Here is a 16918-nt window from a genome sequence, read left to right on the forward strand (position 1 = left end):
GCCGCGCTGGCGGCTATCGTGGCCTCCCATATGATAGGTAATGCTGCGTCGCGGCATTTTCCAGTGGCATGGAGGGCAAAGGCAGGTTTTCGTTCAAAAGAATTCGATTCCCGAACATGGCCCATGCTGGGTTTCCGACATTGGATGGCCGGATGTCGCTCAAAGTAGATCAGCGAGTTTTAGCCTTTGGATTTTTCCCGACGGCCCCTTTGGCAGTTCCTTTAGAAAGTGCACACGCTCTGGCGCCTTGAATTTGCCAAGACGCTCTTTGCAAAGCGACAATAGATCCGCTTCCGCCAGAACGGAGCCATCGCGGATAGCGACAGCCGCCTCGACCCGTTCGCCGTATTGCGTGCAGGGGCGAGCGAATGCGGCGGCCTCGATGATATCGTTGTGGCTATATAGAACTTCATCGATTTCACGCGGGGCGATGTTCTCGCCGCCTTTGATGATCAGCTCTTTCAGGCGCCCGGTCACGAAGACATAGCCGTCGGCATCCATTCGCCCAAGGTCGCCGGTGCGCAGCCAGTCGCCAGCGAATGTCGCGGCTGTTGCATCGGGGTTGTGGAGGTATTCGTGCATAACATTTGGCCCGCGCACTGCGATTTCACCTTCGGACCCGCGGGGGGCTTCTGTCAGGTCAGCGGTCAATATCCGGATTTCATTCCCATACCCAACGCCGGGCGAGCCTATCTTGCGAACCCCCGGCGGCAATGGATTGGACAGGATTTGTGCCGCTGTTTCAGTCAGCCCCATCGTTTCGATAATCGGCACACCGAAGCGGGATTCAAACGCAGATTGCGTCTCAACCGCCAAAGCAGACGAGGCCGACCGCCCGAACCGGAGCCGCGCACGCGCGGCATCGCTTGGGTCTGAGGCACCATGCAACAGATGGCTGATGATCGTCGGCACGACCGAAAACCACGTCGCCTCGCCCTTATTGATCTGCTCCCAGAACTTGCCCGACGAAAAGCGCGAAACCATAGCCAGCGACCCACCCGAGACAAGCGCGCCCATGACCGTCACGCAAAGACCGTTGATGTGATAGATCGGCAGAACGCAGAACCCCCGGTCGCGCGATCCCAATGCGTGCGCAACGGCGGTCGTCCATCCGCCCGCCAGCAAGCTGGCGTGGGTGTGCACAACACCTTTGGGTTTGCCCGTGGTGCCGGATGTATACATCAGCAGCGCATGATCGCCCGGAGTGATGTCGTGCAGCGGCGCTGGCGCTTCTAAATCGTCTGGGCGAATGGCCGCCACGTCGTTTGGTGCGATTTTGGCAAAGGCTTCGTTCTGCGAGGCATGAACAAAGGCGAACCGCGCGCCCGAATGACCCAATGCGTAGGCAATCGCATCCGGTCCGGCGGCCAGGTTAATCATCGTCGCCCGAAATCCACCGTAGAGCGTGGCATAAACCGCCACCAGGCCTTCGCGCCCGTTTGGTTGGATGATCGCGACGCTTTCACCCTTTTCAATGCCGAGCCCTGTCAGTCCTTCCGCGGTTCTGCGGGCTTCATCGCGCAAATCGGACCAGCTTAGGGTTTCGCCGGTTTCAGGGAACACAACTGCAACCCCATCGCCCGCCGCGCGGGCATCAAGCCAGTCGCGGACCGTGCCGTTGGGGGGGGTTGCCGTTTCAAAGATCACTTGCCGACCTGCTGCCAATAGCCATCGAAGATGTCTTCAACAGAAGGTTCTCGGGCGGGGATTTCTCGCACGATCTTGGTCGACTGGATAAAATGTTTCCAATGCAGGTTGTCGTCGATGGAATTACCACCCCAAGACCCGCAGCCCATCGAAAGGGAAAACGGCATCCCGTTGTTGAACGCGCCGCCCGTTGCAAAGGTGTGGGCCTGATTGACGATGACGCGGCTGGTTGGAATTACAGTGGCCAGCGTCATTGGGCGGCTGTCATCCTTGGTGTGGATACCGACCGAATGGCCCGCCCCTTGATGCAACTGCACCTCGCGCGTAGTGGCCACGGCATCATCAAAATCGCGCGCGCGATACACAGTCAGAACACGGCTGAGTTTTTCGCCCGACAGCGGAAACTCTGGCCCGATACCTTTGGTTTCCACGGCGATGAATTTTGTATCTGACGGCACGTCACCCGTAAGGCCCAATGCATCGATCAAGACATGGGCATCCTGGGCAATGGCGCGCGGGTTCAGATGCCCTTTCACCCAGAGGGAGCTGGTGATTTTCGTATCGTCCGTAATCAGAGCGCCGCCCGCCTTAGCAAGCTCTGCGGTGAATGCATCGTAGATTTCATCCACGACCACGATGGCGTTTTCCGATGAGCACGATGTGGCATTGTCAAAGGTCTTCGACGCCGCGATTTTTTGGGCGGCCGCAGAAAGATCGGCAGTTTCGTCCACAATCACGCAGACGTTGCCCGCGCCCACAGCCAGTGCAGGCGTGCCAGAGGTATAGGCACGCTTCACGTTGTTCTGGCTGCCTGTCACAACGATGAGGTCGGAAATCTCAAGCAACCGTTGCGTTTTTTCCTTTGACCCGCGTCCGGGGATCATCTGCACCAAATCATGGTCCAGCCCCAGCTTATCGAACTCGGCATGGATGTAGCCCAACAGCGCCTCGCAAGTGGGCACACCTTTGGGCGACGGTGACACAACAATTGCATTCCCGCATTTGAGCGCATTGATGATGTTGTTTGCTGGCGTTGCGCCGGGGTTGGTCGACGGGACCACAGCACCGATTACCCCAATGGGGCGGGCGATTTCGGTGATGCCTGTTTCTTTATCGTCGCGGATCACGCCATAGGTCTTGGCGGTCGCGATGTCGCGCATCAGACCCAGCGTCTTGCGGTGGTTTTTGGTGATCTTGTCCGGCACGTTGCCAAGACCGGTCGTCTCGACCGCCAGCTCTGCCAGGTGACGGTTGCGGGCCGGTTCCATAATCGCCCAAGCTGCGGCCTGAGCCGCGCGGTCATACAGCTCTTGAGATCCGCGTGCTTCGAATGCAGCTTGTGCTGCTCTCGCGCGGGAAACGATGGCGTCGACCTCGGCAACCGTGTCTGGGGCGTTCATGGATAGTCCTCTTGGGCATATGACGGAGCGCGCAGTGCCGCTCCGTCCGTTTGTTTTAGCTGTCGCGTATTGGTGTCGCGCTTAGAGGCCTGCCAAAAGCGCCTCAAGCGTTTCCTTACGCTGCGCCCACATCTCGATCACCTCGTCGCGGGTCATGATGTGCATTGGCGAACCGCCAGCGGTCATACGCTTTGCCACGCGTTCGTTTTCGAACATTGTAGGGACGACGGCAGCGAGATGATCGATAATCGCCTGATCTGTGCCCGCTGGCACCATCACACCACGGAAGTTTACGGATGCGTTGTCGATGTCATAGCCCTGTTCCATCATGGTCGGCACATCCTCAAGGAACTCATTGCGCTCAACGTCGAACACGCCAAGGATTTTTATAGTGCCCGCCTCACGTGCGCGGAACGCATCGGAGAGGTTGTTCACACCGCCCAGAACTTCGCCTGCGATCACTGCCCGCATTGCACCGGCACCACCTGCGTTGTTGGGGATATAGGCAAGTTCCACGCCAGCGGCTTTTTCAAGCTGCAAGGCCGCGATGTGGTGGCCGACAAACAGGCCAGCGCCAGAGAACGTCAAACCGCCGGGGTTTTCGGTCGCATAGGCAATCACGTCTGCCATCGAATTGAATTCGCTATCTGCGGCAACAACGAACACAGCAGGATCAGCGCCCCAGTTGGCAATGGGTTCAAAGCTGTCGACTGAATACTCAACGCCGCCTTCAATGGACTGCGCGATGAAATGCGGCACGTTGTAAGCACCCATTGTGTAGCCATCGGCTTCGGCCTGGGTTGCAAACCAGTTCCAGCCGACACGACCACCCGCGCCGGGCTTGTTCAGAATTGCGACGGGCATTTGCAGCGCGTCTTCGTTTCCTGCTGTCATGGTCACGATACGCGCCTGAAAGTCAGTAGCACCGCCAGCACCATAGCTGACCATCAACATGACCGGACGTTCGGGATAACCACCATGACCATCGGCCATCGCCATTCCCGTCAATGCTGTCACGGCCAATGCCGCTCCTGCGATCCATTTTTTCATTTTTCTCTCCCTTGGTTAGACCCCAAAACTGCCTCCCGCAGCTTCAGGAAAATATCTCTCGCGGTGTGAAGACACTCAAAAGAACCGCGAAAAGACCGTATAGAACCGCCATGAAACCGGCGGTGATCAGAACCCGTTTGACCCATGTTTTTACATCCGAGTGGGATGCGGGATCGTAGAGTGTCAGCAGAATGAAGAAGGTGATCGTGGTCGCCGTATAGAACCCCAGCGCCTTGGCCGCCCAGAACGCATAGATCAATGCCACGATCAAACCGGGCAGCATGTTGCGCATCTCGGGCCCGCTGATCCCGGCACCGACCTTGGTGCGCCCCAGCACGGCTTTCACAAAGGTCCAGATCGCCAGCACCGCAAACACAGATGAAATGAGGCGTGGAAAGACAAATGCACCGGCCGGTTCCTGAGTAAAGCTGACATAGGCCACAGAAAGACCAACAGCGGCAATCAGACCCGAGGCGATGATGTGTTGCGTGCGAGGAAGATCTGTCATGCTGCGGCGTCCTCCTTGGTTGTGTAGCGACGTTGGTGCAGTTCCATCCAGATTGAATAGCCGATGGACAGGACAACAATCGCAATCAGCAGCCAGTTAAGCCATCCGGTGAAGAAAAAGACCAACTGCCCAACGGTGGCGTCGGCAATCATCGCGCCCTGCATAAAGTTCGCTTCAGCAATTGGACCAAGGATCAGGCCAAGCACCAATGGCGCGGCCGAAAATCCAAAACGCTCCAGAAAGAACATCCCCAGCCCCAGCGCCATCATCACATAGACGTCGCCCATCGAATGCTGGACCGAATAGCTGCCAAACACTGCCAATCCCAATACAACGGCGGCCATCACCGCAGGCGGGACGCGGGCGACATTGGCCGCCCAACCCGCGATCAGCAGGCCAAACACACACATCAGGATTTGCCCGATCAACATCGAATTGATGAACGGCCAAACGACCTGCGGATATTGGGTGAACAGGGTAGGCCCCGGGAAAATGCCGTGGATCAAAAGACCTCCCAGCAGCACCGCCGCAGTGGGCGATCCGGGAATGGAGAGCGTCAGAAGTGGAACCAGCGAAGGACCAACCATAGCATTGTTCGCACTTTCTGCGGCGATCACGCCTTCAGAGTGACCGGTGCCGAATTTTTCGCTTTCCGGGCTGAGCTTCTTGGATTGGTCATAGGCCACAAGCCCGGCAATCTGCCCGCCCACACCGGGGATCAGACCAATGATCGACCCGACGGCGGTGCCGATGGACAATGCGCGCGTGCGGCTGAAGACCTCGCGGAATGCGGCCCCAATGGGGTGCCGCTTGACGGTAATGATCTCAGCATCGGAGCCTTTGCGCCCCTTGGCAAACATCGTGATGACCTGAGGGATCGCGAACAACCCAATCAACGCAGGTATCACATTGATCCCGCCACTGACGGACGAATGAAAGATAAACCGCTGCGCGCCCATGATGTCATCGAACCCGATGGTGGCGAGCCACAGACCGATACATCCGGACAACAGGCCCTTTACGACCGAACTGGAATCCAGAGTGCCGATGACAGTGACGCCGAGAATGGCAAGCCAGAACAGTTCTGACGGTCCAAAGGCCAACGCCCATTCTGCCAGCACCGGCGTCAGAAAGATCAACAGGAAGACGCCAAACAACCCACCAACTGCCGAAGCGATGAACGACAACTGCAGCGCCTTCGCGCCCTGACCCTTCTTGGCCATCGTATGCCCATCCAGCGTGGTGGCAATGTTCGCGGGTGCACCGGGGATCTTAAGCAGGATCGCACTGACCGCTCCGCCGGCGACGGTCGATGTATAGGCGGCCCCCAGCAGAATCAGCCCTTGCTGCGGCTCCAGCTTGAACGTGAACGGGATCATCAGAGCAACTGTCATCGTGGGCGACAACCCGGGTGTGGCACCCAGGATCAGCCCACCAATTGTCCCTAGCAACAACAGTCCGAAGTTCATCGGCGTGAACACGTCGCTCATGTAGAACAGAAAATCCAAGCGCCAGACCCTCCCAACTTAGCAATTGACCAATCAGGGTAAGTGATGAAAATAGTTTTGCAAATGTTTTCATAAATTCGTGGGATTCTGGGGTTAAGTGTCAGACAAGAGAAATAAAAAAGCCGATATCGTCAGCGTGGCACGGGTCGCGAAGGTGTCTGCGTCGACTGTTTCGCGGTATTTCAATCACCCGGAACTTTTGAAATCGTCGACCCGTAAGCGGATCGATACCGCCGTGCGCAAGACAGGATATATTCGCAATCGCGCGGCCCAAACCATCCACGGCATCCGCAGCGGAACGATCGGTGTTCTGGTGCCGACCTTGGATCACGCGATCTTTGCCGAAGTGGTTCAGGCGTTCTCGGATGAAGTGGCCAAACAGGGTTTCACCATCCTGTTGGCGTCGCATGGGTATGACCCGCAGCGCGAATACGCGATCCTGCGCAAAATGCTGGAACACCGTGTCGACGGAATTGTCCTGACCGGGTTGGATCATGATGAGGCTGTCTTTCAACTTATCGACAGCCAGACCATTCCGTCGGTCTTGATGTGGAATTTCGCCGATACCGCACGGTACCCTTGCATCGGAACCGATAACCAGCTTGCGGGGCGGTTGATCGCCGAACATGTGCTCAGCCTTGGCCATCGTGACATCGCATGTATGTTGCCGCCAGTTGCCGGCAACGACCGGGCAAGCGACCGCCACACCGCAATCATGAAAACACTGGCGGCGGCCGGTGTTTCGGTGCGCACCGAATGGAAGCTGACGACGGTCTACAGTGTCGCCGCATCCAAGCGCGACACGATGGCGCTGTTGCAAAGCAAGGCGCGGCCAACAGCCCTTATTTGCGGAAACGACGTTCTTGCAACGGGCGCTATCTATGGCGCGACCGCCGCTGGTCTTTCGGTGCCGGATGACATGTCCATCACCGGAATTGGGGATTTCAAAGGATCCGCTGACATCGAGCCGCCCCTGACTACAGTGCGTATTCCAGCGCGGCGGATCGGCCGCGAAGCAGGCAACGCATTGTCATCCGCGATAATTCACCCAGGTTCGGTGTCCGTTGGCATGCATTGCAAGCCTACTCTGATCACGAGAGCATCAAGCCGGGCGCTTAATAATGCATGAGGGTTTCTGCGAAGGTGAGAGCACGCCGTATGGGCTTTCTCGCGCTGCGTTCAGGGTGGAATCCGATATGGATCTTCTCCGCGGACTTATGAAAATACATCCGGTATTAGACCCACTAATGCGATTGAGGGCTTTCCTTACGCGGCCCGGCGCGTATTAACGGCTGTGTCCCCTACTAAACTTCTCAGCGAATGTGGATGACTTTGGTGCCTATCGGAGCGCTATCTGCCCACAGGCCAACATCACTATCCCTACTACCCTGCCGATTAGCAGCTCTAATACTCATGATAACCAATCGAAGATGGCGGTTGCCCAGATTCTTGAACATACTGGTGCCACATTTCGAACTGGAAGAAGAGCGGGCCAATGTTTCTGAAAAATTGTTGGTATGTGGCAGCGTGGGCCAAGGACATAGGCCGCGAATTGCGGGCGGAAACGTTTTTGGGCGAAAAGATCGTGATGTATCGTCAGGAAGATGGAACGCCTGTCGCGCTGGAAAATGCCTGCCCCCATCGCAAGCTACCGCTAAGTGACGGCAACCTAAAGGGGGATACCGTCGAATGCGGCTATCACGGGCTGACCTTCGACTGCTCCGGTACCTGTGTCGCCGCCCCGACGCAGGCCAACGCCATTCCACGGCGTGCGGTGGTCAAATCCTACCCTGTGGTGGATCGGTATCGCTTTACCTGGATTTGGATGGGCGACCCTGCACTCGCCAATCCCGACGACATCTTCGAGATCGAGAATTTCGACAACCCGTCCTGGGGTCTTACCGATGGCGGAGTCATGGACATCGATTGCCACTACCTGTGGGTTTGCGACAATCTGCTGGACCCGTCCCATGTGGCCTGGGTGCATGTCAGTTCCTTCGCCGGGGCGGGCACGGATGATGAACCGCTTGACCTGACCAAGACGGATCGCGGCGTCATCGTTTCACGCTGGATCTACGACAGACCGCCCTCCCCCTACTACGCCAATGTGGTTGATTTTGAGGGGAACTGCGACCGGCTTCAGCACTACGAAATGTGCCTGCCGGCGATTGGCCTAAACAAGTCGATCTACACGCCGGTCGGCACCGGCGGCTATGACAGCACCCCGGTGGACAAGACCTTTGTCAACATCAGCTACAATTTCATGACGCCCATAGACGAAGACCGCTCGCGGTATTTCTGGGTCCAGCACCGCAATGGGCGGCCCCATGACAAAGAGGTTTCCAAGTTCATGAACGATGGGGCGCTGATGGCCTTCAACGAAGACAAGGACATTCTCGAAAAGGTCCACCTCGGTATGAAGCACGCGACCACCCCGCATATCGACCTAGGGTTGGACGCGGGTGCCAAAACCTTCCGCCTGATGCTCGACCGCGCGATCAAAAGCGAAAACGCTGAGGAACCGGCAACGGAATAGTCAAACGCTTTGCCTCGCCGTGAGGGGTTCTGTTGCTCTGAGGAAGATCCACTGGCGGATCGATGCCGCGCTTTGGTGGAAGCAGTCGTTTAAGGCGCCCCCCTACCCGTCTGCCGTCACGACAATATTACGGCCCGGCCCGACCTCTGCTTCGACAGCCTCAGCGATCAGCGGCAAAAAATGCGTTCCGACATATTGGGCAACGAACCGGCTCTCGGCGGCCAGCGTGTATCGGCCGCCGCTGTCCGAAACAAAGCGAAGCGGTGCGAACCAATTGGGATATTTATCGGGATATAATGATCGCAGCCGTTCCAAGACCGGATGCCATGGGCTGTTTTCCGGTGGATTAGAGTCTGTTTCGGCCGTTTTCGCAAAATCGACTTTAACCACTGTTGCCGTTGGCGCCGGGTCGAGGCTTCGCATTCGATCGGCAAAGTCCGGCCCCACGGCGCTCCAAATTTGCTCTGACATTCGGAAGATATGCGGCAGGTTCAGCCGGTAGGCCCCTACCCTGCCCCGCACGCCGCGTCGTTTGCAGATCAGCACATTGTTGTCGATCCAACGCTTGATCTCTCGTTTCACGGTGCGTTCATTGACATTCCACATCCGCGCCATTTCGCGCTGGCCCACGCAGAATTCATCAAGTTTCCAGTTATACCGCGCCGTAATCAGGGTGCACAGCCGGGCCATAGAGACTTGGTCCCCCGATGATCCATGCAGACCAACGACACCAAGTGCGGTCAGGATATCATATTTAACAGACCCCGCGCCGGGTCCGGTAAGTTTCTTGGTTTGCATGGTCCGCCCATCTGTCGCCTCAAAGCTTCGACCATCTTCGGGCCGATTCTGCTTGAGACAATTTAGGGCATGATTTCCCGTTTTTTGTCAACGGTCAGATTTTTACGGGAAAAATTCAATCTCATTAAGAAAACAGGTATATATGGTATAGGGTGACAGTCTAGTGTCACCAAATGGCGCCTTGAATGTCACCTTATTTGGGCCATGCGCGATTTCGTGTCACTAAATATCGACTCTGAATTCGTGTTTTTCGACTCTCTCGCTGAAAATCGCGAATTTTCGATTTCCCGCATTTTGATTTTGCCAGAAACCTTATATCCCGTTATTCATGATGGCAATCGAAAGAACAAGAGCAGTGTGATGAGAGACTATTCCGACCTACAAGAGATGAACGCCCGCAGCCTCGCGCAGCAGACAGCGGTGCGGCGTGCCACCTTCGATCCCGGCGAGGTGAAGGCGCTTCGTCCCTTCTCGATCTGGGAGATCAGCCATTTCATGTTCGATGTGGCGGCCGATACGCTGCGCAAGAAGCTGGCCGACGATCCCTCCCTGCCCCAGGGCGAAACGCAGGATGATGGCCGGCAGCGCTGGTTTTCGCTGGAGGAGATCAACGAACTGCGCCGCCGTCTTCGGTTTCGTGGCAAAAGCCTGCAACCCGCGCGCCCGAAAGGCCGTGCGATGCGGGTGGCGGTGTCGAACTTCAAAGGTGGGGTTGGCAAGACCGTCGTGGCGCAGCATCTCGCCAACGCTGCGGCGTTAGATGGATACCGGGTGCTTTGCATCGACTTTGACCCGCAGGCGACGCTGACCCATTCGATGGGGATTGTTGAGGTCAAGGAATGGAATACCGTCTGGGGCATCATGTGCCGCGATCTGTGCCGGGAGGCCGACCGAATCATGGCGACCTATGATGACCCCGACGATTGCCCCTACCCCGCCGCGGATGAACTGCCGGACGATGTGCAATCCATCGGCGCACAGCGGGCGCAGGACTTTATCCAGCGCACCTGCTGGCCGACCATCGACATTATCCCCAGCTGCGCCAACGCAGCCTTCGTCGAATTCGCCAGCGCCCAGTATCGCGCGCTGCATAAGGCGTGGTCGTTCTTTGGCTGTGTCGCCCGGTATCTTGATGAACTGCCGGACGATCAATACGACCTCATCATCTTCGACTGCCCGCCTGCGATCGGCTACCAGTCGCTGAACGCGGCTTTCGCGGCGGATATTCTCTATATCCCTTCCGGCCCCGGCTATTGGGAATATGACTCCACCACCAGCTATCTCGGGCAATTGGGCGACGCGATGGAGGATATCTCCGAAGGTTTCGCCAAGCTTGCGGCGGACGCTGGGATCAGCCTTCCGAAACGGTTTCGTGACATCCGTGTGCTCATGACCCGGTTTGAAAGCAACAACCCCCTGCACGTTGCCATGATGGATGCGTTCCGCAACGTGTTCGGCGCCGATGTTTGCCAGAATCCGATTGAGATGACCCGCGCCGTTGAACAATCCGGGCGGTTCCAGATGTCGGTGTATGAGCAGGATTATCGCCAGATGACGCGCGAGACATGGAAGCGTGCGCGGCAGAGTTTTGACCGCGCTTATGAAGAGTTCAAGGGAACGCTGCTGAAGACCTGGGGCGAAACCCTATCGGAAAAGGAGCAGTAGGATGAGCAAGAGCAACAAATTCGGGTTCGAACCGATCAGCCCGGAAACGCCGCTGCGTCGGGAACGCTCGGTCGGACCGATGGGCGCAGCCGTGCGCGAAGCGGCGGAGAGCCTTTCGGAAACGACAGAAGCCAAGGTCGAACAGCGCCGCAAGAATGCCGAGGATGCAAAAGCGTTCCGCGCCGCGCAGGATGAGGGCAGGGTGCTGATGTCGCTCAGCCTGTCGGAAATTTCGACGACCGACCTGCCGCGCGACAGGCTCGACCTTGAAGAAGTCGCAGCCTCCGATGAGATGGAGGAACTGAAGGCCTCAATCCGCGAGCGGGGCCAGAAGGAACCGATAGAAGTCTACCGTGACGACGAAGGCGCCTATCAGCTCAAGAAAGGCTGGCGGCGCTTCACGGCCCTGTCGCAACTGCTTGAGGAAACCGGCGACGAGCGGTTTGGCGAAATTATCGCCCGCGTCGAATCCACCGCCGAAGATCGGCTGGGCCGTTATATCGACATGGTCGAAGAAAACACCGTACGGGAGGATCTGACCTTCGCCGAGATGGCACAGGTTGCGATCACAGCGGCGCAGGATGAAGCGATTGATGAGATCGACCCGGATGCGATGGTCATGCGGCTCTACGGTTCTCTTCACAAGATGAAGCGGTCCTATATTCGCAGCTTTGTCTTCCTGCTGTCGGTGCTGGGCGAATCGCTTCAATGGCCGAAAGCGGTGCCGCGGAACCTTGGTGTGGATGTTGCCCGGTCGCTGAAGACGGGGCAGGAGGCAGACGGCCTGCGTGCGAAGCTTGAGGCGTGCGGAAACCCGGAGGATCAGACAAAGGCGCTCCAATCCTTCGTGGATGCTGGCAAGACGACCGCGAAACCTACAAAGGAACCCGCCGCGCCGCGTGAGAAGTTTGAGTTTCACGTTGGCAGTCTGAAAGTTACAGCCCGACGGGGTGAGTGCCGCATCGTAAGCAAGGACGATTTCGCATCTGTTCCCCGGCACGTGCTTGAGAAAGCCATCAAGGCTTTCGAAGATGAGCTGCGCGGCGGAAATGCCCGCGTCACCCAGTTTTAGACCGAAGGTAACCCACGGGTTACCCTCGACACCAACAGGAGGTAACCCACGGGTTACCCCAAGGCCAAACAGAGGTAACCCATGGGTTACCCGACGCCACATCCACAGGCGCTGAGCACCCCGGCCAGTCAGATAAACTTGAAAACACAGGTAATTGCGCTAGTCTAGCCAGAAAGCTAGACAGGTGCGGTATGTGGACTCTCCAAGACGCCAAGAACAAGTTTAGCGCGGTTGTAGAGGCCGCGCTTGCCGGCACGCCGCAAGAGGTGACGCGGCGTGGAAGGCCTGCGGTCGTCGTTCTGTCGATTGAGGAATACCATCGGTTGCTCAACAGCGCAGTGCAGGCGCGGGAGAGTTTCGCAGATCATCTGATGGCCTTTCCGGGCGGCGATTTGGGCCGACCTGACGTGGCGCCGCGTAACGTCGACGTCTAATGTATCTACTCGACACCGACGTTCTCTCCGCCACTTGGCACCCGGCCCGCGCACCGCGCATCGCTGCGTGGCTACAAGGTCGGGCAGAGCAGGAAATGTTCCTAAGCGTCATCACGCTGGGAGAGATCGAACGCGGCATCCTACAGCAAGAGGCGCAGGCCCCTGACCGTGCGACTGAGCTGCGAACATGGCTTGATCGAACCGCGACGCTGTTTGGGGATCGCCTGCTTGAATTTGGGCCTGATGACGTTCGCATCTGGGGGCGGTTGTCGCACCAGATAGCGCAAGGCGGCGTCGAATTGATGATCGCAGCGACGGCGCTTAGGCATGGGGCGACGATCGTAACCGGGAACCCCGCCGCTTTCCGCCCCACTGGCGTTTCCGTGGAAGGCTTGTTCTGAGCGCTACCCCAACAGATCCGTTGCCGGGTTCTCGGTGATCTCCACATCGTCGTAGTATTTCTGGGCCTGCGCCACGGATCGGTGCAGCGACAGGCGCATGGCGGCTTGGATCGGCGCTCCGTCCAGCGCCGCTTGGGTCAGGAAGCCGGAGCGGAGGCCGTGGGGGGTGGCGTAATCCTCCGGCAGGCCGGCCAGCAGCAGGCGGCGTTTGATGATTTGGTAGACGGCATCGGGCGACAAACCTCGGGGCAGGGGGCGGTCGGCCTTGCTGATCGCGCGGAACAGCGGGCCTTCGGTGATCTCTGCCGCATCGATCCACGCGACCAGAGTGCGCGCCGCGCGGCCCTTCAGCACCAGACGCGGGGTCTTGCCCTGCATCGTCGTCTTGGTTTCCAGCATGTTAAGCCAGATCAGCCCCTCAGCGTCGAACGGCGCCAGATCGACATCCTCGCGTCTCAGCCCGACAATCTCGCTCCGCCGCCGCCCGCCAGAGGCCCAGCCGGTCATCAGCAGCGCCCGGTCGCGCAAGCCGCGCAAACTGGGCCCGCAAGCCTCCAGCAGCGCCTCTAGCACCTCACGGGTGATCGGGCGGGCGGATTTCGGGGCGGGGGGCCGTGCAGCGGCACGCCGGGCCTTGGCGCGGGCCTGCTTGACCAGCGGCGCATCAAACGGGCTGTCGATGTTCTTCATCCGGTGAAACGCCCGCCAACTGGCGATGCGGCGATCCAGCGTCGACGGGGCCGGGCAGGCGAGCGTCTTGCGCAGACCGGCGGCGATGAGGGTTTCGGCAGTCGCCCGCGCCGGGTCTTGCGGATTGGCGTCGGAAAGGTCGCGGGCATGGTCGAGGATGAAGCGCAGGGCGACAGCCTCGGCCTCTGGCCAACTGAGGGGCTTTTCGAAGGCCGCATCGGCCCAGGCGGTGATATAGATCAGATCCCGCTCGTAAGCGCGGAGCGTGTTCGCTGGAGTGCCCCGGACGTAGAGGTCGGTCAGCGCGGCTTCATCCGCATCCGACAGCGCCGCGGGGCGCGCAAGCGAGAGGGCAGGAGCCTGTTTCATGGCGCCAGAGTGCGGGTTTGGGGGGCGAAAAGCAATAGACATGATAATCGCACCTTATCGCGTATAATTGAGTTTCCCCAGAGTTGGGTGAGTAATGCGCAAACGGAAGGTATTTTGCAGATCAAGGGGCGCAACAAAATGTAAACGAACAATAATAGCGCTAGAGCGGTACGCTGAATCCGGTTTCAAACAGTCCCGGACCGAAGATAGAAGTAATCCGCATGCAAATGATGTGTTCTGGAAAATGACGGCCTTTGAAGGAAATCACGATGGGCATCTCCATGAGCGAATGCTCGCGGAAGGGTGTGCTCCATTGTCATCATTGCCAATCAGTTCAAAAAAGTTTGCGACAGAACCCAATCCAAAGATCCCGTTTCAACAAGTCGTCATTTACAACCCGCCAGAGAAAAAGAGCGTCGGACAACGAGAATTCCGAGATGCACGCGCCTGTGGCGGGGCAATGCGACCTTACAGCCTACTGCTGCGCCTCACTCCACCACGCCGTGATCCGGTCCGCGATCATCTGGGGCGCTTCCTCGTGTGCCAGATGGCCCAACCCAGTCAGGCGGATGACCTTGGCCTTTGGGATTTTCGCCGCTGCTTCGGCTGAGGTGTTCGGTGGGACGGCGCTGTCGGACTCTCCGACGATGAACAGCGTTTGTGCTTTCAATTGATCCAGCCGGGACAACAACCCATCCAAAGACCATTGCGCCATCATCGCGAGGGTCGCATCGACATGGGCGCGATCACTGGCGAGGCGTTGGTAAAGCGCCAAGCCATCGGCGTCGATCTTCGACCCCGTGCCGGCAATCAGTTTCCGCACATTCCGTGGCGAGGACGACGTCGCTATGAACAAATCAGCGCTGAAAGGGCTGAGCGACAGCAGTCTGGCCAGCATGGGAAACAGCCATCCCGCGACGCCTTTGAAATTCCCAAGCGCTGCGTTAATGCCGATGACGGCGGGCGGGGCGTCGCCCAGTGCCTCGGTCATTCGCAACGCGATTGCGGCCCCTGCGGAATGGCCGATGATCGCGTCGGGGTGCCAGCCCTGATCGGCAGAGAGTGAAAGCAGATCTTCGGCCACCTGATCGAGTCCGCACCGCCCGCGCGCGCCAAGCTGGGTAAAGCCTTGCCCCGGAAGATCGATAGCGACGACATGGTAGGTCTTCGCAAGGATCGGGAACAGGCCGCGCCAACTTTGCGTCGCACCACCGGCGCCGTGAATCAGCAGCAGCGTCGGGCCAACGCCGGCCTCTTGCACATGCCAGCGATGAGGGCGGTGGAGGACAAGGCGGGAATGCTCGGTCAGGGGCCAGTTTTCGGCATGTTCAGGCCAGCGCATGTATCAATCGCTCAGCGCGGAAGACACGGCGCCTGACAGCCGATGCGCGTCGGCGCGGGGCAGGGGGATGTAGGTGCCGCCAAGCGTGCAGGCCAGTTCTCCAAGCGTTGGTTCCGGTCTGTTTCCTATGTCGATCACGATTGTATCGCAGCTTTGCGCCAATACCTTGAGAGCGACCCTCGGGTGGTTTTTTCGCTTTGGGTGGCCGGTCGGTATGATCTACTGATTGAGATCGTCAGCAACGACAAAGATGCCCTTCAGGATTTTCTGGAACGAGAGATCCACGCGCAAGCGGATATTGCCGACGCGGATGTCATGCTCGGGTTAAAGAACTTCAAAAACCAGTTCCTGTTGAAACGGGACCTGTAGAAAAGCGGGTTACGATGACGGGGTCGTCCCAAACCGGGGTCTATGACGCCGGATCGGAAGCGGGGGTGGCTAAAGTGCAAGGTAGCCGACACCGCAAAACGCGACTGTGCAGCCGGTCCATTGGGGTAACGTCATCCGCTCCTTCAGGAGTAGCCATGCGAGCAGGATTGTAAGAAGCCCGAACATTGACGCAGTGACGGCTGCATATTGTGGATCAGGCAATGCGCCTGCTGACAGGACACACAGTAGCGCCACCCCGTCAGCGGTTCCCATCGCGATCAACCATGGCAGGGCGCGTGTACCGGGCCAGAATGTTTGCCGCAACGTCAGGCCGATAACGATGACCAATCCAACGGCCATGACCCGTGTAACAAGCGTGCTTGGCATTTCGTGGCTAAGTTCGGCAGCGTGCTGGCCCAACGCGAATGTTCCTGCGAACCCAATCGCCGAACCCAGTGCAAAAACGATCGTCGGCCCCTTTGCGGGACTGTTTTCGCCGTTGTCGTCCGAAAGCGCGGCAACAGTCGCAACACCAGCCACGATGCAGATCACGGCGATCCACTGAAAGGCCGAAATAGGGGTTCCCCGGACCATAGCCCAGCCGACAGACAGGACGGGGTAGGCGGCGATGATCGGCGCGACAAGACGGACCGGCCCGCGCTGGAAGGCGTAATATAACCCGTAAGTCGCTATCACGAAGAACACTCCGGCCGTAAGTGCGAACCACAGGGCATCCGCCGCGATCGGTGCAAACTGCCCCGTTACCGTCATCAATCCAGTGTGGAACAGAAGGCCAGTCGCCAGAACGGTGAAGATGCAGGCGCTGATTGGAACCGTTTGGCTTAGAAAGCGCACGCAGATGTCATGAAAGGCCCAGCACAGTGCCGCGAACAAACCAAGGGCGAGCGTGCTCATTCGTGGGTCCGGAACAAAGCAATGACTGGAATCACACAGGCCAGCAGAAATAAAGCCGATCCTGATGCTGCCCAGAAGCCACCCACAACGGCGATAACAGAATGAAATGCCGCGGCGATCAACAGGGCTGAAGCTGTATAATCGATCCGATGATTGCTGAAGCGGTTGAATTTCATTGCTGTGTCGATCGCTGTCTGCTTTCTTGTGGTTAAAC

17 protein-coding genes are annotated in these 16918 nt (G+C 58.3%); 7 read left to right on the forward strand and 10 right to left on the reverse strand.

Going from position 1 to position 16918, the window contains the following annotated elements:
* Nucleotides 1–159: 159 nt before the first annotated feature.
* The 5 genes from ACEWPJ_RS16635 to ACEWPJ_RS16655 form a co-directional block, all read right to left on the reverse strand.
* Nucleotides 160–1647 (reverse strand): AMP-binding protein, encoded by a 1488-nt coding sequence (locus tag ACEWPJ_RS16635; protein WP_416514249.1) that lies wholly within the window; start codon nt 1645–1647, stop codon nt 160–162.
* Nucleotides 1644–3047, reverse strand: a complete 1404-nt coding sequence (gene sauS, locus ACEWPJ_RS16640) for an acylating sulfoacetaldehyde dehydrogenase (protein WP_416514250.1) — start codon at nt 3045–3047, stop codon at nt 1644–1646. The genes ACEWPJ_RS16635 and sauS overlap by 4 nt, the downstream gene beginning before the upstream one ends.
* 81 nt (nt 3048–3128) lie before the next feature.
* Nucleotides 3129–4097, reverse strand: coding sequence for a tripartite tricarboxylate transporter substrate binding protein (locus ACEWPJ_RS16645; RefSeq protein WP_416514251.1), 969 nt, complete (start codon nt 4095–4097; stop codon nt 3129–3131).
* A gap of 43 nt (nt 4098–4140) precedes the next feature.
* Nucleotides 4141–4605 carry a tripartite tricarboxylate transporter TctB family protein gene (locus ACEWPJ_RS16650; RefSeq protein ID WP_416514252.1) on the reverse strand — a complete coding sequence of 155 codons (465 nt, stop codon included), beginning with the start codon at nt 4603–4605 and terminating at the stop codon, nt 4141–4143.
* Nucleotides 4602–6074, reverse strand: coding sequence for a tripartite tricarboxylate transporter permease (locus tag ACEWPJ_RS16655; RefSeq protein ID WP_416514296.1), 1473 nt, complete (start codon nt 6072–6074; stop codon nt 4602–4604). Before ACEWPJ_RS16655 ends, ACEWPJ_RS16650 begins: the two co-directional genes overlap by 4 nt.
* Nucleotides 6075–6249: 175 nt before the next feature.
* On the opposite strand from ACEWPJ_RS16655, the gene ACEWPJ_RS16660 reads away from it, so the two are divergent.
* Both ACEWPJ_RS16660 and ACEWPJ_RS16665 read left to right on the forward strand, forming a co-directional pair.
* Nucleotides 6250–7242 (forward strand): substrate-binding domain-containing protein, encoded by a 993-nt coding sequence (locus ACEWPJ_RS16660; RefSeq protein WP_416514253.1) that lies wholly within the window; start codon nt 6250–6252, stop codon nt 7240–7242.
* A gap of 366 nt (nt 7243–7608) precedes the next feature.
* Entirely contained in the window at nt 7609–8649 is a 1041-nt protein-coding gene (locus ACEWPJ_RS16665; protein ID WP_416514254.1) for a Rieske 2Fe-2S domain-containing protein, read from the forward strand.
* A gap of 102 nt (nt 8650–8751) precedes the next feature.
* Here the strand turns inward: ACEWPJ_RS16665 and ACEWPJ_RS16670 are convergent, their stop codons facing one another.
* Nucleotides 8752–9447 (reverse strand): DnaA N-terminal domain-containing protein, encoded by a 696-nt coding sequence (locus ACEWPJ_RS16670; RefSeq protein ID WP_416514255.1) that lies wholly within the window; start codon nt 9445–9447, stop codon nt 8752–8754.
* Between the two features lie 360 nt (nt 9448–9807).
* Here ACEWPJ_RS16670 and ACEWPJ_RS16675 point away from each other — a divergent pair, with 360 nt between their 5' ends.
* From ACEWPJ_RS16675 to ACEWPJ_RS16690, 4 genes are all read left to right on the forward strand, one after another.
* Nucleotides 9808–11112: an AAA family ATPase gene (locus ACEWPJ_RS16675; RefSeq protein WP_416514256.1), complete on the forward strand. Its 1305-nt coding sequence runs from the start codon at nt 9808–9810 to the stop codon at nt 11110–11112.
* A gap of 1 nt (nt 11113) precedes the next feature.
* Nucleotides 11114–12184 carry a ParB/RepB/Spo0J family partition protein gene (locus ACEWPJ_RS16680; RefSeq protein ID WP_416514257.1) on the forward strand — a complete coding sequence of 357 codons (1071 nt, stop codon included), beginning with the start codon at nt 11114–11116 and terminating at the stop codon, nt 12182–12184.
* A gap of 191 nt (nt 12185–12375) precedes the next feature.
* Nucleotides 12376–12618 (forward strand): type II toxin-antitoxin system Phd/YefM family antitoxin, encoded by a 243-nt coding sequence (locus tag ACEWPJ_RS16685; protein ID WP_416514258.1) that lies wholly within the window; start codon nt 12376–12378, stop codon nt 12616–12618.
* Nucleotides 12618–13019 (forward strand): type II toxin-antitoxin system VapC family toxin, encoded by a 402-nt coding sequence (locus tag ACEWPJ_RS16690; protein ID WP_416514259.1) that lies wholly within the window; start codon nt 12618–12620, stop codon nt 13017–13019. The genes ACEWPJ_RS16685 and ACEWPJ_RS16690 overlap by 1 nt, the downstream gene beginning before the upstream one ends.
* A 3-nt stretch (nt 13020–13022) precedes the next feature.
* On the opposite strand, the gene ACEWPJ_RS16695 is transcribed toward ACEWPJ_RS16690, so the two are convergent.
* Both ACEWPJ_RS16695 and bchO read right to left on the reverse strand, forming a co-directional pair.
* On the reverse strand, nt 13023–14078 hold the full coding sequence (locus tag ACEWPJ_RS16695; protein ID WP_416514260.1) for a tyrosine-type recombinase/integrase: 1056 nt from the start codon (nt 14076–14078) through the stop codon (nt 13023–13025).
* A gap of 475 nt (nt 14079–14553) precedes the next feature.
* The gene (gene bchO, locus ACEWPJ_RS16700; RefSeq protein ID WP_416514261.1) at nt 14554–15420 is read right to left on the reverse strand and encodes an alpha/beta fold hydrolase BchO; all 867 of its coding nucleotides are present in this window, start codon (nt 15418–15420) and stop codon (nt 14554–14556) included.
* Nucleotides 15421–15462: 42 nt separating this feature from the next.
* Here bchO and ACEWPJ_RS16705 point away from each other — a divergent pair, with 42 nt between their 5' ends.
* On the forward strand, nt 15463–15789 hold the full coding sequence (locus ACEWPJ_RS16705; protein WP_416514262.1) for an Lrp/AsnC ligand binding domain-containing protein: 327 nt from the start codon (nt 15463–15465) through the stop codon (nt 15787–15789).
* A 69-nt stretch (nt 15790–15858) separates the two neighbouring features.
* Here the strand turns inward: ACEWPJ_RS16705 and ACEWPJ_RS16710 are convergent, their stop codons facing one another.
* Nucleotides 15859–16704, reverse strand: a complete 846-nt coding sequence (locus tag ACEWPJ_RS16710) for a DMT family transporter (protein ID WP_416514263.1) — start codon at nt 16702–16704, stop codon at nt 15859–15861.
* Nucleotides 16701–16880, reverse strand: coding sequence for a cytochrome oxidase subunit III (locus tag ACEWPJ_RS16715; RefSeq protein WP_416514264.1), 180 nt, complete (start codon nt 16878–16880; stop codon nt 16701–16703). Before ACEWPJ_RS16715 ends, ACEWPJ_RS16710 begins: the two co-directional genes overlap by 4 nt.
* Nucleotides 16881–16918 lie beyond the last annotated feature (38 nt).

This window comes from Aliiroseovarius sp. YM-037 (assembly GCF_048060095.1).
GTDB lineage: Bacteria > Pseudomonadota > Alphaproteobacteria > Rhodobacterales > Rhodobacteraceae > JBLUOA01.